The organism is Nonomuraea sp. NPDC049421 (genome assembly GCF_040677005.1).
GTDB lineage: Bacteria > Actinomycetota > Actinomycetes > Streptosporangiales > Streptosporangiaceae > Nonomuraea > Nonomuraea salmonea.
On sequence record NZ_JBFAQA010000007.1, the window covers coordinates 329,592 to 350,347 of the forward strand.

Consider the following 20,756-nt stretch of genomic DNA (forward strand, 5'->3'; position numbering starts at 1 on the left):
CCTATAAGGCATCCGCCGGACCCGACGCCGTCTAACGGAAGCCGCGGCTTTACGACGGGACGCTCAACCTGCGAGCCCGTTCTCCGCGTCCGGCGCCGGCGGGATGGCCCGGACACCCGCCACCGCACTGGCCGATTCCCCGAGCTCGGGGGCACCGAGCGGACGCGTACTCTGCTCGACCGCCTTGAGCTCGACCAGCCGGCCTTCCACGACCTTGAGTGTGTGGAATTTCCGCGCGGTCACCATGACCCTCCTCTCCATGGATCCGACCGTGTCGTTGTACGCCTTGACCGACCGGTCGAGGGATCTGCCCAAGCTGTTGAGGTGATCACCCATGGTCGAGAGCCGCTCGTACAGTTCGCGGCCAAGCTCGTAGACCTGCTTGAGATTGTCCTGGAGCGCCGCCTGCGTCCACGCGAACGCCACGGTGCGGAGCAGGGCGATGAGCGAGGTCGGCGTCGCGATCAGGACGTTCTTGGCGCTCGCGTACTCGAGCAGCGTCGGCTCCTTCTCCAGCGCCGGCTGGAGGAAGGCGTCGCTGGGCACGAACAGCACGACGAACTCCGGCGAGAGGACCTTCCGGAAATACTCCTTGCCTCCGAGCGCATCCACGTGCTGGCGCAACTGCCGGGCATGATCGGCCCAGTGCCTGTCCGCCTCAGTGTCGTCCACGGCCTCGATCGCCGACATGAACGCGGCCATCGGCACCTTGGAGTCCACCACGACGTGCTTGCCCCCTGACAGATGGATCAGCATGTCGGGCCGGAGTGCGCCCTCGCTGTCGGCGAAGTGGACCTGGGTGTCGAAGTCGCACCGCTCGACCAGACCCGCCTGTTCCACCGCCCTCTTGAGATGCATCTCGCCCCAGGACCCGCGCACCTGCGGCTTCTTGAGCGCCTCGACGAGCGCCCGGGTCTCCTTCCGGGTCCGCTGTCCTTCCTCGGTGAGGGTGAGCAGTTGCCGGCTCAGCGAGGCTTCGGCGGCGACACGGCTCGTGGAGAACTCCTTGAGCTGCCGGTCCATCTCAGCAAGCTGTTCATGGACCGGCCTGCTGGCCGCGCTGAGGGTCGCCTCGGCCTTGGTGACCAGCTCGGCCTGAGACTGCTTCAGCATCTCCTTGGTCGCCGCGCGCAGCGTCTCCTCCAGGAGCCGGTTGTTGTCCAGGCGAGTCTGGTCAAGCTCCGCGCGGACCGCCTGCACCGTCGCGGCCTGCTCCAGGAGCGCCTGCTTCTGCATGGCCGACTCGGCGAGCTGCGTCTTCAGGTCCTGTACCTCCAAGCGCAGAACCGACTCCCTCGCCCGCAGCTCGGTGATCGCGAGTTCGCCGCCGCGGAGACGAGTGCCCGCTTCCGCTCCTCGCGCCTGCTCCGCCTGAAGCTCCGCTCGCAGACGCTCCGCATCGGCCGCCTTGCGTTGGAGGCCGCTCCGAGTCGCGTCCAGCTCGGCGGTGAGCCGGCCGAGTCGCTCGTCCAGCGTCCTGCGCTCGGTCAGCGCGGTGGTGTACGCGTGGTTCACGTCAGCCAGTTGTCTCTGGAGCTTGTCCCGTTCGGCACGCAGCGCGGCCGACTGCTCGGCCGCCTGGGTTCGCTGCTCCTCGGCGAGCCTCAACGCGACACGCTCGTCCGCCACGCGGCTACGGGCGATCAGATAGGAGATCGTGGCGCTGACCATCATGAGCACGATCGCCAGTACGACATGGAACAGGGTCATCTCAGGCCACCCGCTTCCAGTCCTGGCACCCGCTGGTCTCGAAGAACTCGCCCTTCTTGAGCGCCACCCTGGTCTGGCCCCGGACGTTGCCGTTGGCGATGATCGAGGTGAACTCACCGGAGGCGTTCTTCAGCCGGGCCCAGTAGCAGTTGGCTCCGTCCGCCCCGGCCGTCTTGTAAGTGCCGGGTTTGATGTCCTCACCGACGAGGTACTGCCCGTCACCGGGGAAGGCAGTGCGCGGGCCGTCTTCTTCCTTCGAGTCCGCCGTGGGGTCAGCTGTGACCGTGGCGGGCATCGAATCGGCCGGCGTCGTCTCGGTCACCGTGACGGTGGGGCGCGGAGCGGCCGAGGTTCCGCCGTCGCCACCCGCACCGATCCCCACGCCGATGGTCAAGGAGACCACCGCGGTCAGACCGTAGGCGAGGAAACGCCGGCCGGTACGCGCCGCGGGAGGCGCAGGCGCGGCAGGCTGCCAGCCGGGCTCGCGAAAAGCCTGCTGGTGCGGGGACTGCGGGTGGGGACCAGCGCCAAGGTTGTGGTTGGTCATATCAAGTCCTCTCGCGGTCGAGCTTCTGAGCCCAATGGGGTTGACGAGAGAACTGTGGTGCGAGCGCCTTGCCGCCCGCTGAATTCAAGCCGATAACCCCATTTATCAGCTTTTTTCATGGAAAGCATTGCGAGCGACTTGCCGCCTCCTGACACCCGGCCTCTACGAACAACCGGGAGACCGCGCCTTAAGCCTGACCTCCGGGGGAGCGTCGGACGAAGGGCAGGGTGCGGCGGGGGCCGGTCATCCGCTCCAGGCCCTGGCCGATGTCGGCGGCCGCCTTCTCGGTGACGCCCGAGCCCAGCTGGTCGGCCGCGCGCTGGGCGAGCCAGTAGAGCAGTTCCCGAGCCGTTCCCGGGCCGCTCTCCGCCATGATCGCGACCAGTTCCTCCAGCCGGAGGGGGCGGCCGAGCCCGTTGAGCGCCGCATTGACCTCGTGCTCGGTGAGCGGGGTGGGAAAGCGCCGGCGCAGCCCCTCCCGGACCGACTGGATCGTGCCGATGGAGGAGGACGCCGTCTCCGGGAGCCGGCCGCCGAAGAGCCTGCGCGGGCTGCGCAGCGCGCGGACGAACGCGGGGGCGGTCATCCTGGTGACGCCGTCCTCGATGTCCCGTTTGACTGGGCCGTCCAGCCGCAGCTCTCGCAGCGCGTGCGCGGCCAGCCCGGTCAGCAGGGCCGCACTCGTGCCCCAGCCGCTCTCCGCCATGATCGCGAGCAGGAACGCCTGCGGCGGGGGCTCGTCCAGGGCCTCGAGGATCTCCTTGACGTCTGCGGGCAGGAGCAGGCGGCCCCGGCTGAGCCGCAGGATGCGGCGGTGACGCTCCAGGCTGTCGTCGTGGAAGCAGGCGGAGATCGGCCTGACCAGGTAGCGGCGGCGGTGGAGCTGCTCGGCGACGTCTCTCCCGCTGCCGCGGCCGTCCAGCTCGCGCAGGACGCCGTCCAGCACGTGGCGCTCACGGGACTGCTCGATCAGGTTCAGCAGCTCCTCGACGGGCAGGCCCGACAGGACCCGCCGAACCATCCCGCCGTCGCCTGTGAGGAAGGCGATCCGCAGCTTGACCAGGGGCTCGCAGCGGGCGGACACCGCCTTGAGCGCCTTGGCGAGCGGGCCGGGAAGGGCTCCGAGCGGGCTGAAGTCGCCGCGGAGGTCGTCGATGTCGTGGGGGCGGAGGACGGGGCCGTACAGGAGGCTCAGGAGGATGCGGAAGAAGGTCTCCGCGGTGGGAGAGCCGGCCAGCCGGTCGGGCAGCGGGGTCAGGTTCCGCTGGACGATGACGCGATAGGCCCGGCGGTCGGCGTCGGTGACGCGGTCGAGCGCCTGCGACAGCCGGCCGTTGAGCTCGTGCAGCCGCGCCTCGTCGGCGCGGGCGAGGCCGGCCAGCGACTCGGGGAGCAGCTGCCGCACGGAGGAGGCCAGCCTGATCGCGGCGTGCTCGCGTACGCGCATGAGGGCCTCCGCGCGGTCGCCCGCGCTGTCGAGGTCGAGCGGGCGGTCGAGGCCGGCCATGCGGCTGATCAGACCGGTGAGGCCGTCGGCCTCGTACTGTGCGAGCTCCTGCTCGTAGTGGCGGGCCTCGGCGGGGAGATCGTGCGCGACGTCCCGCTCCCACGGCAGCTCCCAGGTGCCCTGGGCGGGCGCGACGTCGGCGAAGGAGAGCCGGATGCGGTGCCTGGAGGCGCTGTTGGTCCAGGTGGAGACGGCGAGGCGGCTGCGCATGCCGTACGGGAGGAGCGCCGCCACGCAGTCGAGGAAGTCGAGCCGCTGCTCCAGCGGGAGCTCGGCGCGGACCACGCAGACGGGCCGGCCGGTGAGCAGGAGCGCCGCCGCCCGGCGCGCGGTGGCGTTGGCCACGGCGGCCAGCCTGGGCGGGTCGTAGTCGTGCAGGCTGAGCCGGAACGGGCTCTCGCCGGAGAAGTCCTTGCGCTGCAGCGCCTCGTACAGCGCGCGGTAGGAGAGCGGGATCTTCGCGACCTGTTCCCAGCGCAGGCAGATGTGCCAGGTCATCGTGTACGGCCGGTGGAAGCCGTCCTGGGACTCCGGCTTCGTCTGCAGCGACAGGCCGAGCCAGGACTCGCCGCCCCGGTCGAAGGGGCTGGCCGCCACCCGCGGCAGCGCCTTGGGCTCCACGGTGCCCGAGGCGAACGACTTGAGCCAGTCGGAGAACTCGGCCCTGCTCAGCGCTCCCGTACTGGAGCCGATGACGTCGTAGTCGTCCAGGCTCTGCGGCGTCTTGCCGAGGACCGCCCAGTGGGCGGTCGGCCGTACCGCCATCACCCGCTCCTCATCGAACGCGAGCTCAGCATGTCGCCGAGCCAGATCACCGGCTCCATGACGTTGATGGGACGGACGGCGCCGCGGATCATGAGGCCCTTGTGCGGATCGTCGATGACGTTGAGGAAGTCGTCAGGGTCGAAGCGGCGGCGGCGCTCGTCGATGTACATCCCCACCGACGAGGTCACGAAGAACCGCACGCGGTCCTTGTGGAAGTAGGTCTCGATCAGATCGACGATCATCTCCGCGTTGTGGCTGCGTCCGTGCCGGCAGAGCCGGTGGAAGAACTCCCTGGCCCGGTCCTCGTCCACGCGCGGGATGCGCAGATCGTCGCTGACGTCGGGCTCGGCGAGCTTCCACCGGTCGGCCAGCATCAGCACCCGCGGGTCGTCATATTTCGTGATGCAGACGGCTATGTAGTGGGGCAGCTTGCCGTCGGCGAACTCCTCGCCCACCAGCATCTGCCCGGCGACCTCGTTCAGGGCCTGGTCGAGGTGCTTGAAGGCGTCGCCGACCCGGCTCTCCCTGTCGGGGTCGAACATGTAGATCAGCCCGCGGCTCCTGACCAGGCTGGCCACCAGGGTCTCCTTGTCGACGCTCGCCTGCTCTTCGGCGTACAGGCCGCCGCGCGGATCCAGGAAGTCGAGCCTGATCCGCGGCGCCCTGCCCGGCAGGGTCCGCCACGGCCGCCACCACTGCCGCCGGCTCTCGGCTGCGCCGATCAGCAGCCAGTTGTAGTACGTCAGGGACTCGGTTGAGTCGGGGAACATGCGATCGTCCAGCAGCCTGTTGCGGAGCCTGATCAGCTCGGCGCCCGACGCCTGGTTCTCGCCGACCAGCCTCCAGCTCGTCCCGGCCCTGTTCAGCGCGATGCTCAGCGCCGCGAGGAAGGCGGTCTTGCCGCTACCCGAGGCGCCCCACATCGCGATGTCGGGCGCGGGTTCTGAGTCGGTCACGCGGGGTCCTCATTTCAGCTGACGAAGGGAAGGGTGAGCGAGCCCCCGGCGGACGTCAGGTCGAGGCGGGCGGCGAGCTCCTCGACGTCCACCGCGTCCACCTGGTACAGCGCCGCCGAGCCGAGCCGCTCCCAGGCCGGCGAGGCGGCGTCGCAGATCGCCGCGAACCTGGTGCCGTGGCGCCGCTCCAGCTCCTGCAGCAGCGCCTGCCAGTCGTGCCGGTGCGGGCAGGGCGGCACGCGGTCCCTGCCGACCCTGCGGGGGTGCGGCGGGCGCGCGCCGATCGTGAGCAGCGCGGTACGGGCGCCGTCCTGCGGCAGCAGGCCGCGCAGCTCGGCCAGGACGTCCTCCACCTGGGCGGCGTTCGGATACGTCGGCGGAGTGGGACGCAGCGAGTCGAGCGCCAGCCTGGCCTGGGCCGCCGAGCCGCCCCAGAGGGCCACGCGGGGCGGGACGTGGGTGGGATGGCGCTCGCCGAAGACGTGGGTGCCGTAGCTGATGACCGAGAACTGGGTGGGGCTGTCGGCCAGCAGATCGATGAGGTACGCGGGCCAGTGGCAGCGGGCCTCCAGCTCGTCCTGGGCGCCGGTGGTCTCGATCGCGCAGATCAGGTGGGCGGGGCGGGAGGAAGGGGGACGCCGCCGCGCGGGCAGGCCGGCGACCACCTCCGACCAGGAGCCGGTGTGCGGCCGCAGGTCCGCGACGCCGGGGAAGCCGACCCGGCCGGGGGCCTCCAGCACCGCCCTGAGGGTGTGCCGGCCAGGGGGCAGGGGCGCGTGGTCGACCGAGACCAGGCCCGAGGGTTCGAGCGGGCCCGCCCATGCCGAGACCGCCAGGAGCATGCCGCCGGGGTCGGCGCAGGTCACGGCGACGTGGACGTCCTGCCCCGGCAACGTGCCCGCGGCGAAGAGCGGCTGCCCGGCCAGCTCCAGCCGCCCGTCCGCGGCCCGTTCCCTGACCACGACCAGGTCGTACGACTGCCGCAGCGGCACCTGGGTCACCAGGTCGCGCAGCAGGTCGGCCGCCTTGACCCCGGGCGGCCGCATGACCTGGGCGGCGGGGCACCACGCGGTGATCGCGCGCAGGCTCGCCTCCTGCTCGGGCCCGTCGGCGGCGGGCAGCACGACGACCGCGTCCCTGCCGTCCGGGGAGATCAGCTCGCGGGCGACGTCGCCCACCGCGTCCGCCACCTCGTCCCCGGTGGCGGTGAGGGTGGACCACTTGGCGGCGGCCCTGCGGATGACGTACGGGGTGCCGATCTCGTCCGCGCGGACCTCGAAGAACCTGATGCCGGCGACGTCGATCTCCACGACGGTGAGCTGCTCCGCGAACGACGCGATGAGGTCGTGAATGGACGCGCTCATAGTGCGGAAATGTGAAGTTTGAGGGAATTTGTCAATATTGCGCCCGTTTCCTGGTTATTCGAGGCTCGCGGTGGCCGGTCAAAGTGTCAGACGCGGTTGGTTACCCCGTCGTTGCCGATTGTTGATGCTAATAAGTACTCTGCCGAGAGGGTAGCGGCGGGACGCGAGGGAGCGGCGTGTGATCGGTAGATGGTTGATCATCCTGTCCGGCGCCCGCCAGGACGTGCTGGAGAGATACGACGGCGAACGCGCCAGGTTCATCGGCCTCGGCGGGGCCATCCTCACCACCGCCTGCTTAGCCGCGCTGGCCATGACGTTCGCGCTCTCCTCGGCGCTCAAGGTCTTCCTGCCGCTCGCCATCGCGATCGGCCTGGTCTGGGGCGTGATCATCCTGGGCCTGGACCGCTGGCTCGCCACCTCGCTGCCGGTCAGGGGCCGGCGGCGGTTCTGGCTCGCGCTGCCCCGCGTCCTCCTGGCGCTCCTCCTCGGCGCGGTCATCTCCACGCCGCTCGTGCTGCAGATCTTCAAGCCGGAGATCGACGCCACCATCCTCGACATCAAGCAGGAGCGCCTCGACGCCTTCACCCGCGCCCAGCAGACCGGCGAGACGGGCAGGCGCGTCGCCACCCTGGAGACGACGGTGACGGAGCTCGAAGCCGTCATCGCCTCCCGAGGGGAGACGGCCCTCGACCCCGCCTCCGACCAGCGGATCCAGGAGCTGGAGAAATCCCGCAAAGAGGCGGTGAAACAGCGGGACACCTTCTACGACGAATGGCAGTGCCAGCTTTACGTGGGCCCGCCGAAATGCGCGAAGAAGGGCGCGGGACCGCTGGCGCGGGCGGCCGAACGGGCCTACCGGCGCGCCGCCACCCGCGTCGACGACATCGAGCGGCAGATCGAGCAGCGCCGCCAGCAGCTCGGCAACACCCAGGCCACCGGGCGGGCCAGGCGGCTGGAGGCGGCGGAGGAGGAGCTGCCGAAGGTGCGGGCCGAGCTGGATCGCCTGAACGCCCAGCAGGCCGAGCTCCGCGGCCAGTTCGTCGATGAGAACCTCGACTCCGACGGCCTGCTGCTCCGGCTGGAGGCGCTCGGCCGGGTCTCCCAGGACAACGCCTCGCTCACCATGGCGCGGCTGCTGCTCTTCCTGTTCATCCTGGTCATCGAGTGCCTGCCGGTGCTGGTCAAGCTGATGCAGCGGCCCGGGTCGTACGACAAGATCGAAGAGAAGCTGGACGCGAAGCGGCTGCGCGACGCGCTGGACGACATCCGCGACGAACCCGCCGAGACACGGCGTTACTCCTCCACCTCCTCCACCTCCTCCTACGAGCCGCCCGAACGTGACGACTCCGGCTCGTACCCCACGGAGAGCCACGGGACGCGCAGTTTCGAGGACGACGCGCTGCGCACCCTGCGCGACACCCGATCCGGCGGCGGGCGCTACGAGCACGCCGGGCGGCTGAACGATGATTGGTGACCGCGTCGCCGGCCGGTTCGTCATCGAGGCGCCCCTGGGCAGGGGCGGCATGGGACGGGTCTGGCGGGCCAGGGACAGCGCGCTCGACCGTACGGTGGCGCTCAAACAGATCCGCCCCGACATGGGGCCCGCGCCCGAACTGGCGGCGCGCGCCAGGCGGGAGGCACAGGCACTGGCCAGGGTCATCCATCCCGGCATCGTCAGGGTGCACGACATCCTGGACACCCAGGACGGGCCGTGGATCGTGATGGACCACGTACGCGGCGACACGCTCGGCGCGCTGCTCGACCGGTCGCCGCTGCCGGAGCTCGAAACGGCCAGGATCGGGGCCCGGGTGCTCGACGCGCTGACGGCGGCGCACGCGGTCGGGGTGTACCACCGCGACGTGAAGCCGGACAACATCCTCATCACCGCCTCCGGCGAGGTGGTGCTGGTGGACTTCGGCATCGCCGCCATCGAGGGCCGCTCCTCGCTCACCGGGCTCGGGCAGCTCGTCGGAACGCTCGACTTCATGGCGCCCGAGCGGCTGCACGGCGACCCGGCCGGAGAGGCCGCCGACCTGTGGTCGCTCGGCGCCACGCTCTACACGGCGCTGCAGGGCCGGCCGCCGTTCCGCAGGAGCAACGCGGAGGCGGTCAAGTTCGCGATACTCACCGCCGAACCCGACCCCATGCGCGAGCCCGGCAGGCTCGGCCCGACGATCAGCCGCCTGCTGGACAAGAAGCCGGGCACCCGCATGAAGGCCGCCGAACTGGCCCACGACCTCAACCGCCTCCTCCAGCCACCTCGCCCACGGAAACCGCCCCGCCCTCAGGAACCGCCCCGCCTGCAGAAACCTCCTCACCCTCAGAAACCCCCTCGCCCACGGAAACCGCCCGAAGGCGGAGCGATCGGGCGCGATCGCGAGGGTCCCGTCGTGCGGAGGGCCCGGCCGCCGATGGCGCACCAGGGGGAGCAGCTGCTCGCGCTCCCCGCCGCCGAAGCCGCGTCGATGCTCGGCGAACGGTGGCAGGACCTCACGGCCGACGCCGTGGAGGAGATGTGCCGGCAGGCGGCCAAGGGCGCCAAGATCCTGCAGATGCTGCTCCCCCGCCGCGCGTGCCGGCTGTTGGATCAGGTACGCGACCCCGCCCTGGTCGCGGACGTGGTGCTGGCGATGGACCCCCGCCACCGCGGGCGCATACTGGGCGGCATGCACGACAGGAACTCCGCCGCCGCCATCGGCGCGATGGCCGCCGCCGACCCCCGCCAGACGGGCCTCGTGGTCGCCGCCATGCCGGAGGATCCCGCCGTACGCGCCCTGAACCGGCTCCTGCCCGCCACCATCGCGGACGTCCTCGCGCACTGCCCCCGCTCCACCCGCGACCACCTGCTCTCCCGCCTCCCCGACAGCACCCGCGCCGCCGTCCGGAGCAGGCTCACGAACTGACGGTGATCACCAGCTTGCCCGTGGTGCGGCCGGTCTCCCCCAGAGCGTGGGCCCGCGCACCCTCGGCGAGGGGGAAGGTGGCAGAGATGTGGGCGCGGAGCCTGCCCCGGTCGACCAGGTCGGCGATGGCGCGCATCCCGGCCTGGTCGTGCTCGACGATCAGCGTGACGGCACGGACCTGCGCCTTCTCGGCCGCCGCCTGGGTGTCCTCGGCGCCCGGCACGAGGGAGACGAGGACGCCGCCGGGGCGGAGCACGCTTACGGAACGGGTGGCGTTCTTCCCGCCGAGGGCGTCGAGGACGACGTCGTAGCGCTCGCCGGTTTTCGTGAAGTCCTCGGAGCGGTGGTCGATGCAGGCGTCCGCGCCGAGCTCGCGCAGGAAGGCGTGCTTGGGAGCGCTCGCCGTACCGGTGACGTGGGCTCCGCGTTCCTTGGCGATCTGTACGGCGAGGTGCCCGACACCGCCGGCCGCGGCGTGGATCAGCGCCCGCTGCCCCTTTTCCAGCTTCGCGGTCTCTACCAGGGCCTGCCAGGCGGTGAGCGCGGCCAGCGGCAGAGCGGCCGCCTGGACGTGGTCGATCCCGGCGGGCTTGGGGACGAAGGCGCGGGTGGGGCCGGTCACGTACTCGGCGTGGGAGCCGGCCCCGTACGGGTAGGGCAGCATGCCGAACACCTCGTCACCCGGCTCGAAGAGGGTGACGCCGGGGCCGGTCGCCGCCACGGTGCCGGAGACGTCCCAGCCGAGGGTCAGCGGCGGGGGTGGCAGGAAGATGCTCGTGGCGCGGTGCTTGACGTCGGTGGGGTTGAGCCCGGCCGCGTGCACGGCGACGAGGATCTCCCCGAGGCCGGGCTCGGGGCGCGGTAGCTCGGTCAATCGCAGCACGTCAGGGCCGCCGAGGGCCGTCTGGTGCAGGGCGAGCATCGTGGGGGCGTCTGTCGAAGTCATGCCTTCGATCCTGGCCCTGCCGTCTGGTACGGGGCGATGGCAAGAACGTCATCCTCCGATACATTCCTGCCATGCCTCTCGCCCCTGCCGCCCACCGCGTTCCCCGCGGGCTCGCTGATCGCGCGGCCGAACTGGACCCGCCCCCACGGCCCGGCGCCCACAAGGTCGTCGTCCTCGCCCTCGACGGCGTCTACCCGTTCGAACTGGGCATCCCGCACCGGGTCCTGGGCTCCGCCGACGGCCGCTACGAGGTGCTGTCGGCGAGCGTGGACGGGGGCCCGGTCCGTACCGACGCGGACCTGACGATCACCCCCGGCCACGGCCCCGAAGTGCTGGCCGAGGCCGACACCGTGATCATCCCTCCGTACGGCATCACGCCGTCCTCCGCCGCCACCCCCGACCCGCTGGCCCTGAGGGCCCTGTCCCACGTCCGCCCCGGCACCCGCCTGGTGTCCATCTGCACCGGCGCCTTCCTGCTGGCCGCCGCCGGCCTCCTGGACGGACGCCGCGCCACGACCCACTGGGCGCTCACCGACATCTTCCTGGCACTGTTCCCTCGGGTGGAGCTGGACGCCGGCGTACTCTTCGTCGACCACGGCGACGTCCTGACCTCGGCGGGAGCGGCGAGCGGCGTCGACATCTGCCTGCACCTGGTACGCAAGGACCACGGCAGCGAGGTCGCCAACCAGGTCGCCCGCCGCTGCGTCGTAGCCCCGTACAGGGACGGCGGCCAGGCCCAATACATCGAACGCCCGCTCCCACCCGGCGGTGAAACCGGCACAGGCCCCACCCGCGACTGGGCCCTGCAGCGCCTGAACCTGCCCCTGTCCTTGGAGGAGTTGGCCACCCACGCGGCCATGAGCCCCCGCACCTTCGCCCGCCGCTTCCAGCAGGAGACCGGCATGAGCCCCGGCCGCTGGCTCACCCAGCAACGCCTGAGACGAGCCCGCCACCTCTTGGAGTCCACCGACCTGCCGGTGGAACGAGTAGCCCACGAGGTCGGCTTCGCAACGGCCACGTCCCTACGCCGCCACCTCGCAACAGAAACAGGCGTAGCCCCCTCGACCTACCGCCGCACCTTCCGCACCTCGGCCCCGACCGCCTGACCCCCAAGCCCTTCCCTCCACGGCCTTATGGACAGCGGTTCGGCGCCTGCCGTAAATTCAGCGAGTGCTTCCGGGGCGGATGGGGCTTGGATCGTTCCCTGTCTGGCGCAAGCTGCAAGGTCCGTCGGCGAGGAGTGAACGGTGACGAGTGCGACCTCTGAGAGACCAGCCATCGGAGAGCTGGTCTCGGTCCGCGGGCAGCGCTGGGTGGTCGGTGAGGTCGAACCGGGCGAGAGCAGCACCCTGGTGACCCTGCAGAGCGTCGAGGACGGCCGGTACGGCGACACCCTCGACGTCGTGTGGGAGATCGAACCGGGCCGCCGCGTCCTGCCCAGTGGTTCCCTGCCCGACGTCAGTCCTGACGGGTTCGACTCGCCGGAGCGGCTCGCCGCGTTCCTCGACGCCATCCGCTGGTCGGCCGTGACGAGCGCCGACGTGAAGACCCTGCAGGCCCCCTACCGCTCCGGGGTGGCCATCGAGGACTACCAGCTCGAACCGGTGTCGCGCGCCCTCGACGCGCCCCGCGTGAACCTGCTGCTCGCCGACGACGTCGGCTTGGGCAAGACCATCGAGGCCGGCCTCGTCGCCCAAGAGCTGCTGCTGCGCCACCGGGCACGGACCGTCATGATCGTCTGTCCGGCAGGTCTCACGCTGAAGTGGAAGGACGAGATGGCCGACAAGTTCGGCCTGGACTTCACGATCATCGACACGGAGCGCTGCGCGCAGGTGCGACGCACGCACGGCAGCGCCGCCAACCCGTTCACGGTCTACCCGCTCAGCATCGTGAGCCTGCCCTGGCTGCGCGGGCAGAAGGCCCAGCGGCTGCTTGACGAGGTCCTCGACCCGGGCGCGATGGAGCGCCGGTTCGACCTGCTGATCCTCGACGAGGCCCACCACGTGGCGCCCGCCGCACCCAAGCAGGTCTACGCGGTCGACTCCCAGCAGACCAAGCTCATCCGCCGCCTCGCCCCGCACTTCACCCACCGGCTGTTCCTGTCGGCGACGCCGCACAACGGCTACCAGGCATCGTTCACCGCGCTGCTGGAGATCCTGGACGACCAGGGATTCGCCCGGGGCGTCGATCCGGACGAGTCCGCCGTGAAGGAGACGGTGATCCGCCGGCTCAAGCGGCACATCGTGAACGCCGACGGCACCAAGCGGTTCCTCGACCGGGACGCCCGTGCGATCCCGGTGCCGTATCCGCCGGACGAGCGCGAGGTGCACGATCTGCTCAAGCGGTTCGCCAAGGCGCGCAGGGCCAGGCTCAACGCCAACCTCAAGGGCCGTAAGGCCGCCGACCTCGTCACGCTGCTGTTGAAGAAGCGCCTGTTCTCCAGCCCTGCCGCCTTCGCCCACACGCTCGACGTCTACCTCGACGGCGTGCGCGACCTTCCGGCCGTACCCGTGGAGGACGACGACGAGGAGTGGATGGACGACTTCTGGGAGGAGGCCGCCACCCTCGACGACGAGCCGCTCGCCGAGGCCGAGGACGACGCGCTCTGCATGGCCGCTCCCCTGCAGGGCGTCGCCGGCGAGGAGGAGATCGCGCTGCTGGAGCGGATGCGCGCCTGGGCCCGCGACTACGATGCCGCGCCCGATGCCAAGGCCCGCGAGCTCATCGACTACCTGCGCGCGGTCTGCCGCCCCGACAAGCACTGGACCAACGAGCGGGTCGTGGTCTTCACCGAATATCGCGACACCCAGAAGTGGCTGGTGGAGCTGCTCAGGCAGGAAGACCTCGGCGGCGACCACCTCGCCGTGCTGCACGGCGGCATGTCCACCGCCGAGCGCGAGCAGCTCCGGGTGGCATTCCAGAAGGAGCCGGGCGAGCACCCGGTGCGGATCCTGGTGGCCACCGACGCCGCCAGCGAGGGCATCGACCTGCAGAACCACTGCCACCGCCTGGTCAACTACGACATCCCGTTCAATCCGAACAAGCTGGAGCAGCGCATCGGCCGCGTCGACCGCTGGGGTCAGAAGCGCACGCCGGACATCCGCCACTTCGTGGGCACCGGCTGGGACAAGGCCGTCGACTCGTACGAGGCCGACCTGGAGTTCCTGTCCCGGGTGGCGAACAAGGTCGCCCAGATGGAGGAGGACCTCGGCTCGGTCAACGCCGTCCTGGCGAGGGCCGTGCAGCGTCGGATGCTCGGCGACATCCCCGACTACGACGTCGAGCAGGCCGGCGCCTCCGAGGGAACCGTCCCCGCTGAGACGAATGTCGGCGAGCAGGTCCGCAGACTCCGCGCCAACCTGGACGAGACCGTCGCCGAGCTCGGGATCACCCCGGAGAACGTCAAGCGCGTCGTCGACACCGCCTTGGAGCTGGCCCGCCAGCAACCGCTCACGCCACACCGCGACGAGAAGCACCTCACGAAGGGCCTCTACGACGTGCCGCCGCTCACCGGCTCCTGGGAGCGCGCGGCGGCCGGGCTGCCGGCCAAGCAGACGAGGAAGGACGAGGCGCCGTACCAACGCCCGGTGACCTTCGACGCCGAGGCGACGCTCGACCCGGAGGGCCGGGTGCGAGACGACGTCGTGCTCGCCCACCTCGGCCACCCGCTCGTCGCCATGTCCACCCGCCTGCTGCGGGCGGCGGTCTCCAACAGCGAGATCGGCCTGCACCGGGTGACGGCCGTGGTCAGCGACGATCCCGCGCTGGAGACCACCCTGGCCGGCGCGTTCTCCCGCTTCGTCCTGGTGGGCGGCGACGGGGTGCGGTTGCACGAGGAGGTGCTGTACGCGGGCGGCTGGGTGCCGGAGAACGGGCGGTTCCGCCGTCTGGAGAACCTGACCGTGCTCGGCGGCATCCTGGACCGGGCGCTCGCCCAGGGCACCCCCGCCTCCGCCCCCGTACGGCACCGCCTGGCCGAGGCGTGGCCGCGCGTCGCAGGGCCGCTCCTGCAGTCGATCGACTGGCGTACGGAACAGAAACGGGACCAGCTCGAACGCAAGCTGGCCCAGCGCATGGAGGCCGAGCAGACCCGGTTCGTGGCCAACATCGAACGGTTCGAGGCCACCCTGCGGGCCAAGCTCGCCGAGGGCGACCAGGGCGACGCGCTGTTCAGCCGGGCCGAGGCGGCGGCCACCAAGGAGGAACGCGACCAATACCGCAGAGACCGCAGATCCTGGGAGGAACGCCTGGCCGGCCTCGGCCGGGAGCGCGACCGGGAACTCGAAGCGATCGCGGCGCGCTACCGTGACCCCCGGCCCCACCGGTTCCCGGTGGCCGTGGTCTTCGTCATGCCGAGACGGGAGGCGACCCGATGAGCAGGTTCACGCGCGATGTCGACCACCAGGGGTGGCTCAGCCTCGTCGAGGTGACCGGGCCGTTCCTCAGCATCCCGGTGCTGCGCTCCACCTGGCCGGCCCTCGACGCCATCGACCGGCAGCGGCTCGACGGGCTGCGCCTGGCGCACGCGGCGTGGCAGAAGGGCCGTGACCGCCGCGCCTGGGTCGAGCACGTGCTGCGCGGGCTGCTGCGCTGGGGCGACGCCCTCCACGTCGGCGGCCCGGAACGCGCGCTCGACCACCTCGCGATGGACGTGCCCGAGCACGACACCACGCTCACGCCGTCGTTCGCGCTGGCCGTGCCGGGGCACGCGCCCAAGCCCGACACCGTACGGCTGCTCGGCATGATCACCAGCGGACACCCCACCGCGCGCATGAAGCTGTCGAAGTGGGCGGCCACGCCCGCCGATCGGATGGCGCAGCTGTGCCGGCACCACGGCGTGGAACTCGGCCTGGTCACCGACGGCCGCTGGTGGACGCTGGTCTGGGCGCCCAGGGGCGGGGTGACGACCACGGCGGTGTTCGACGCGATCCCCTGGCCGGAGGCCGCCGAGCGCGACGTGCTGCGCGCCTTCGTCTCGCTGCTCGGCTTCGACCGGTTCTTCTCCTTCCCCGAGTCCGAACGCCTGCCCGCGCTGCTCAAGGCCAGCCTCGACAGCCAGGAGGACATCACCGAGGCCCTCGGCGTCCAGGTCCGCCAGGCCGTCGAGCTGCTCGTCGCCGCGATCGGCCGGGCCGGCGTGCCGGGCGAGGTCACCGCGCACGAGGTCTACCGGGGCGCGGTGTCGGTCATGATGCGGGTCGTCTTCCTGCTCTTCGCCGAGGAACGCGGCCTGCTGCCCTCGGACAACAAGGTGTACGCCGCGGCGTACTCGGCCGGCCGCCTGTGCGCGGAGCTGGAGCAGCGCGCGATCGAGGGCAGCGAGGAGGAGCTGGAGAACAGCCACGCCGCCTGGCACCGGCTGCTCGCCCTGTTCCGGGCCGTGCACAGCGGGGTCGAGCACCCGCGGCTGACCATGCACGCCCACGACGGCTCGCTGTTCGACCCGGACGCGCACCCCTGGATGCCGCTCACCATCGACGACCGGACCGTGCTGCACATGCTGCGCGCCGTGCAGTACGTCGAGGTCGGCACCGGCCGCAACCGCGAGCGCCGCCGGCTCAGCTTCCGCTCCCTCGACGTCGAGCAGATCGGTTACGTGTACGAGGGCCTGCTGTCGTACGACGGGTTCCGCGCGGCGGACACCGTTCTCGGCCTGGTCGGCAAGGCCGGCCGGGAGGAGGAGGTCGAGCTCGCCGACCTGGAGGCGCTGGCCAGGGACGCCGGTGATGCCCTGGCGGAGAGGCTGGCGGAGAAGTACAAGGACTCGGGCATCGGCAGCGTGGCCGCCCTGCGTAAGCGGCTCGCGCCGCTGGACGAGGCGGGCACGCTGGAGGCCACCCGCAGGCTGCTCGCGGTCACGGGCGGCGACGCGGAGCTGGCCCGGCGGCTGCTGCCGTTCGCCGGTCTGCTGCGGAACGATTTGCGCGGGCTGCCGGTCGTCATCCTGCCCGGGGCGCTGTTCGTCACGGAGTCGGCGCTGCGGAAGAACACCGGCACCCACTACACGCCTCGATTCCTGGCTGAGCAGGTCGTGGAGGGTGCCCTGGAGCCTCTCGTCTACTCCCCCGGACCGCTGCAGACGGCCGACCGGTCGCAGTGGAAGCTGCGCAGCTCGGCCGAGATCCTGGGCAGGGACGGGCATCGAGGGTTGAAGATCGCCGACATCGCCATGGGCTCGGCGGCGTTCCTGGTGGCCGCCGCGCGGTATCTCGGGGACCGGTTGGTCGAGGCGTGGTCGCAGGAGGGCCGCGAGGAGGCGGCAGCCTACCTGGAGAGTGCCGGGGAACGTACGGCTGATGCCGACGCGGACCCTGTCGTCATCGAGGCGCGGCGGCAGGTCATCGAGCACTGCCTGTATGGCGTGGACATCAACCCGATGGCCGTGGAGATGGCCAAGCTGTCGCTGTGGCTGGTGTCGATGGACCCGGCCCGGCCGTTCACGTTCGTCGACGATCGGCTTGTGGTCGGTGACGCGCTGCTTGGGATCACGTCGTTGGAGCAGTTGGAGTACATGCATCTGGTGCCTGCGCGGGGGCGCGAGCTGCATCGAGACCTGCTGAAGTTGTCGAAGGACGTGCGGCGGGTTGTCCGAGAGGCGGCCGACAAGCGGCGCGGCCTCACCGAGATTGAGGTAGGGAAGCGCCCCCTCGACGCGCTCAATGAAAAGCGCCGCATCCTCGGTGAGGTCGAGACCGAGACCCAGCAGCATCGGCTGTTCGCTGACCTGCTGGTAGGCGCGTCGCTTCGGTACGCGGTCGAGCAGGGCAAGCTCGGCGGCGCCCCAGTGCCTCAACCGGACAAGACCCGCGGTTTCGACCGGGCATCGCTGCAGGCGGCCAAGCTCGCTGGCGCTGTGGTGAAGGGCGAGAAGGACAGCATGACGAAGGCCGAGGAGACGCGGGCAGAGTGGCTGACCACCGACCAGGTCCCTGGCGCTTTCAACCGCCAGCTACTCCACTGGCCTCTCGTGTTTCCGGAGGTTTTCGAAGAGTCTGTCATCGGTTCCAGCGAGTTGGGCGACGACGTGATCGGCTCACATACATCCGGCTTTGATGCCGTCATCGGCAACCCGCCCTTCCTAGGTGGTAAGAAGATCAGCGGGAGTTCGGGCTCAGCTTATCGCGAGTACCTTGTATCAGCCCTTGCTAATGACGTAAAGGGGAATGCTGACCTTGTCGCATATTTCGTTCTGCGCGCCCATTCGATACTCAACTCTTGGGGACAGGCAGGGCTGATCGCCACCAATACCCTCGCTCAGGGGGAAACCCGTGAGGTTGGCCTCAATCAGATCGTAGCTTCAGGAGCTACGATCCGACAATCTATCAAAAGTCGTCCATGGCCCTCACGAAGCGCCGTTCTTGAATACTGTGCTATCTGGACGAGCAGAGATCGATTGGGGGATCAGGCCGCTCGAATAGCAGATGATATCACAGTTTCTGTTATCACATCGTCACTCGAACCGGCATCCCGGATTACGGGTAGTCCACAGAAGCTCGCAGCAAACAGGGGTATCTCCCATATGGGATCGCTGGTTAACGGAATGGGTTTCACGATGACGCTGGAGCATGGACGTCAGCTGCTTTTGCGGGATCAGCGGAACGGTGATGTCGTTTTCCCTTATTTGAACGGGCAGGATGTGAATTCCCGGCCCGATGCTTCTGCAAGTCGATGGATAATCGATTTTCGAGACTTTCCCCTGGAGCGGGCTAGGACATATCCTGACTGCTATAATCAAGTAGTAAGGCTTGTTAAGCCGGAGCGTGACCGGAACAGTCGCAAAGTGTATCGAGAGCGCTGGTGGCAGTACGCTGAGAACCAAATGACGATGCGCAAGTCCGTAGAAGGGCTGGAGCGAGTCATTGTGATCACACTTCATACTAAGACCGTGATGCCGCTGATGGTGTCAACCGGCCAGGTGTTCTCGCACGCTCTGGGCGTGTTTGCGACCGATGACACGGCCATGCTGGCCTTTCTGTCGAGTGCGCCGCATTACTGGTGGGCACTCTTTCGCGCATCTACCCTGGAAACGCGAGTGCGCTACACGCCGTCGGATGTGTTCGAGACGCTGCCGTTGCCAGAACTTACCGAGGAAATGCGCGAATTCGGCGATCGGCTCGACACGTACCGGCAGGAACTCATGCTTGCCCGGCAGGCAGGGTTGACCGCGACGTACAACCTGGTCAACAACCCGGCGTGCCAAGATGAGGACCTCGTCGAACTGCGCCGGATCCACCGGGACATCGACGCGGCCGTCTGCCGGGCATACAGCTGGGACGACATACTCGACCGTCTCGACCATGGCTATCACGTTGTGGGCGGCCGGGAGACCCGCTACACGGTCGGCCCCTACGCCCAGCGCGAGTTCGTGGACCGCCTGCTCGAACTCAACCACGAGCGCTATGCCGAAGAGGTCGCCAAGGGCCTCCACGACAAGAAGAGGTCAGCCAAGACTGGCCGCGCTCCTAAGGAGCCCAAGGCGGCCCCGCCCGGACTGTTCTGAACCGGTAGCGGCACTGCGGCAGGAGCCGTCATAGCCACTTTTGTACGAAGTCATCGTCATAGTCGAGGTCGCCATTCATCATTTGGATTGCAGCACCCTGGTTCATGTTTGATTCCCTGTCCGGTATGGCGCAGTTAGCGCATATTGCTCCGCCGTGCTCTTCCTCATAATCGCTTTCTCCATCGAAAGTCTCGTTGTACTCGTCTCGCACGTCTGAGATATCGAATCCCGTTCCGCAGTTCAAACACTCCATCATGCGCCAAGCTTAGTACGAAAGCCACCGCTTGAGAGAGGCAGTAGAACGCGGTTGGGCCAGAGGCGTCGGAAAGTATCGTGGAGCAACGTCGATATCTTCCGGGTGGCGAGCGTGAGGACTTTCGTCCTAAAAGGCCTCGACCCCAATCGGGCCACCGCCGCGCTCCGCCCCCTACACTCTCAACTGTGAAGAGCCCATCATGGTTTGAGTGGTAGCCGCTAGGCTTCAGCGCGTCTATGATCGCAAACTGATTGCCTCGACCAGCAGTGTCCGTAAGTGGGACAGACGCCCTCCTACCTGCCCCACCCCGACGCTTCAGAGAGAAACGAATATATGATAGACATCCCTCAGGTGATTACCACGAGGGGGAGCGACCGCTACACAGGTTGAATTCGTAGAGTCGGTCATGGCTTTGCCGGGGTATCGAGGGTGAGCCCGGTCTGAGTCAGACAGCCGGTGAGCAGGTGAGGCCGGTACTGGATCTTCTTCAGCTTGCGTTTGACGATCCGGACCAGGCCTGGCAGGTCGGTGACGGCGAAATTGGCCAGGGCCCGGCGCAGCAGCGACCACACACCCTCGGCGGGGTTGAGCTCGGGAGCGTAGGCGGGAAGCTGGACGATGCGTAACCAGTCGGCGTTCTCAGCGGCGAAGTCGGCGAGCTGGCCGGATAGGTGCACATTCAAGTTGTCCCAGCACCACACCAGCGGCGCACCCAGATGGTGGTGGGTGGCCACGATCAGGTCCCGGTAGTCCATCCAGGAGAAGGTCTTGGGCTCGCCCTTGCGGCCGTGGTAGACGTGCAGGCGGTAGAACAGGTGCGGCCGTTCACCGTCCCGGAAGGCCAGGACGCCGGCCATGTTGACCCGGCCCGAGCCTCTGCCGCGGACCGTCACCACCGGCCGGGCGCCGACCGGTGCCCAGGTGCGTCCTTTCGGCGGCCTCAGCCCCTGCCCGGCCTCGTCTTCGAAGCAGAGGTAGGCGCCCAGGTCCGCCGCGGTTCTTTTACCGCGGGCCACACCTCGGCCTTCCACAACGCGATGGCCTCCTCGTCCCGCTCGATCGCGCGCCGGGCCGGGACCTGCACCGACCAGCCGTGGCGGTGCAGCAGCTTGCCCACGCCCTCGATGGTGTAGCCGATGTGAAACAGCCGCCCGATCAGCGTCTTGACCCGGCCCAGCGTCCAGCACTGATCCTCGGCATATCCCCAGGCCAGCGGGCCCCGCCGCAACTCGGCATCCAGCCGCGCCCACTGAGCGGCCGACAGCTTCTCCCTCGACACCGGCCCCTTGGACAGCAGCGCCG

General features: G+C 69.4%; 13 protein-coding genes. 5 read left to right on the plus strand and 8 right to left on the minus strand.

The window, feature by feature from the left end; all coding sequences use genetic code 11:
* Positions 1–63: 63 nt before the first annotated feature.
* The 5 genes from rmuC to AB0K18_RS15470 all read right to left on the minus strand — a co-directional run bounded on the left by rmuC (position 64) and on the right by AB0K18_RS15470 (position 6,849).
* Positions 64–1,710, minus strand: a complete 1,647-nt coding sequence (rmuC, locus tag AB0K18_RS15450) for a DNA recombination protein RmuC (protein WP_364914645.1) — start codon at positions 1,708–1,710, stop codon at positions 64–66.
* Between the two features lies 1 nt (position 1,711).
* Complete coding sequence (locus tag AB0K18_RS15455; RefSeq protein ID WP_364914646.1) at positions 1,712–2,257, minus strand: hypothetical protein; 546 nt, start codon at positions 2,255–2,257, stop codon at positions 1,712–1,714.
* A gap of 187 nt (positions 2,258–2,444) precedes the next feature.
* Positions 2,445–4,529 carry a hypothetical protein gene (locus AB0K18_RS15460; RefSeq protein WP_364914647.1) on the minus strand — a complete coding sequence of 695 codons (2,085 nt, stop codon included), beginning with the start codon at positions 4,527–4,529 and terminating at the stop codon, positions 2,445–2,447.
* Positions 4,529–5,485, minus strand: coding sequence for a hypothetical protein (locus AB0K18_RS15465; RefSeq protein WP_364914648.1), 957 nt, complete (start codon positions 5,483–5,485; stop codon positions 4,529–4,531). The genes AB0K18_RS15460 and AB0K18_RS15465 overlap by 1 nt, the downstream gene beginning before the upstream one ends.
* A gap of 14 nt (positions 5,486–5,499) precedes the next feature.
* Positions 5,500–6,849: a hypothetical protein gene (locus tag AB0K18_RS15470; protein ID WP_364914649.1), complete on the minus strand. Its 1,350-nt coding sequence runs from the start codon at positions 6,847–6,849 to the stop codon at positions 5,500–5,502.
* 178 nt (positions 6,850–7,027) lie between these two features.
* On the opposite strand from AB0K18_RS15470, the gene AB0K18_RS15475 reads away from it, so the two are divergent.
* Both AB0K18_RS15475 and AB0K18_RS15480 read left to right on the plus strand, forming a co-directional pair.
* Positions 7,028–8,323 carry a DUF4407 domain-containing protein gene (locus tag AB0K18_RS15475; protein WP_364914650.1) on the plus strand — a complete coding sequence of 432 codons (1,296 nt, stop codon included), beginning with the start codon at positions 7,028–7,030 and terminating at the stop codon, positions 8,321–8,323.
* Positions 8,313–9,752, plus strand: a complete 1,440-nt coding sequence (locus AB0K18_RS15480) for a protein kinase (protein ID WP_364914651.1) — start codon at positions 8,313–8,315, stop codon at positions 9,750–9,752. Before AB0K18_RS15475 ends, AB0K18_RS15480 begins: the two co-directional genes overlap by 11 nt.
* Here AB0K18_RS15480 and AB0K18_RS15485 read toward each other — a convergent pair.
* Complete coding sequence (locus AB0K18_RS15485) at positions 9,742–10,698, minus strand: NADP-dependent oxidoreductase (RefSeq protein ID WP_364914652.1); 957 nt, start codon at positions 10,696–10,698, stop codon at positions 9,742–9,744. The genes AB0K18_RS15480 and AB0K18_RS15485 overlap by 11 nt on opposite strands.
* Positions 10,699–10,769: 71 nt before the next feature.
* Between AB0K18_RS15485 and AB0K18_RS15490 the strand changes: the two genes are divergently transcribed.
* From AB0K18_RS15490 to AB0K18_RS15500, 3 genes are all read left to right on the plus strand, one after another.
* Positions 10,770–11,804: a helix-turn-helix domain-containing protein gene (locus AB0K18_RS15490; RefSeq protein WP_364914653.1), complete on the plus strand. Its 1,035-nt coding sequence runs from the start codon at positions 10,770–10,772 to the stop codon at positions 11,802–11,804.
* Between the two features lie 141 nt (positions 11,805–11,945).
* The gene (drmD, locus tag AB0K18_RS15495) at positions 11,946–15,074 is read left to right on the plus strand and encodes a DISARM system SNF2-like helicase DrmD (RefSeq protein WP_364914654.1); all 3,129 of its coding nucleotides are present in this window, start codon (positions 11,946–11,948) and stop codon (positions 15,072–15,074) included.
* Entirely contained in the window at positions 15,071–19,198 is a 4,128-nt protein-coding gene (locus tag AB0K18_RS15500; protein ID WP_364914655.1) for a DNA methyltransferase, read from the plus strand. Before drmD ends, AB0K18_RS15500 begins: the two co-directional genes overlap by 4 nt.
* A 660-nt stretch (positions 19,199–19,858) precedes the next feature.
* Here the strand turns inward: AB0K18_RS15500 and AB0K18_RS15505 are convergent.
* Positions 19,859–20,485, minus strand: a complete 627-nt coding sequence (locus AB0K18_RS15505; protein WP_364914656.1) for a transposase — start codon at positions 20,483–20,485, stop codon at positions 19,859–19,861.
* Positions 20,395–20,756, minus strand: a 362-nt coding sequence (locus tag AB0K18_RS15510) for a winged helix-turn-helix domain-containing protein (protein ID WP_364914657.1), incomplete at its 5' end; no start/stop codon positions are given. The genes AB0K18_RS15510 and AB0K18_RS15505, both read right to left, overlap by 91 nt.

Coding starts and splice junctions, on each gene's coding strand:
- rmuC (WP_364914645.1), bottom strand. CDS start 1,710: ATGACCCTGTTCCATGTCGTACTGGCGATCGTGCTCATGATGGTCAGC.
- AB0K18_RS15455 (WP_364914646.1), bottom strand. CDS start 2,257: ATGACCAACCACAACCTTGGCGCTGGTCCCCACCCGCAGTCCCCGCAC.
- AB0K18_RS15485 (WP_364914652.1), bottom strand. CDS start 10,698: ATGACTTCGACAGACGCCCCCACGATGCTCGCCCTGCACCAGACGGCC.
- AB0K18_RS15470 (WP_364914649.1), bottom strand. CDS start 6,849: ATGAGCGCGTCCATTCACGACCTCATCGCGTCGTTCGCGGAGCAGCTC.
- AB0K18_RS15500 (WP_364914655.1), top strand. CDS start 15,071: ATGAGCAGGTTCACGCGCGATGTCGACCACCAGGGGTGGCTCAGCCTC.
- AB0K18_RS15460 (WP_364914647.1), bottom strand. CDS start 4,529: ATGGCGGTACGGCCGACCGCCCACTGGGCGGTCCTCGGCAAGACGCCG.
- AB0K18_RS15480 (WP_364914651.1), top strand. CDS start 8,313: ATGATTGGTGACCGCGTCGCCGGCCGGTTCGTCATCGAGGCGCCCCTG.
- AB0K18_RS15490 (WP_364914653.1), top strand. CDS start 10,770: ATGCCTCTCGCCCCTGCCGCCCACCGCGTTCCCCGCGGGCTCGCTGAT.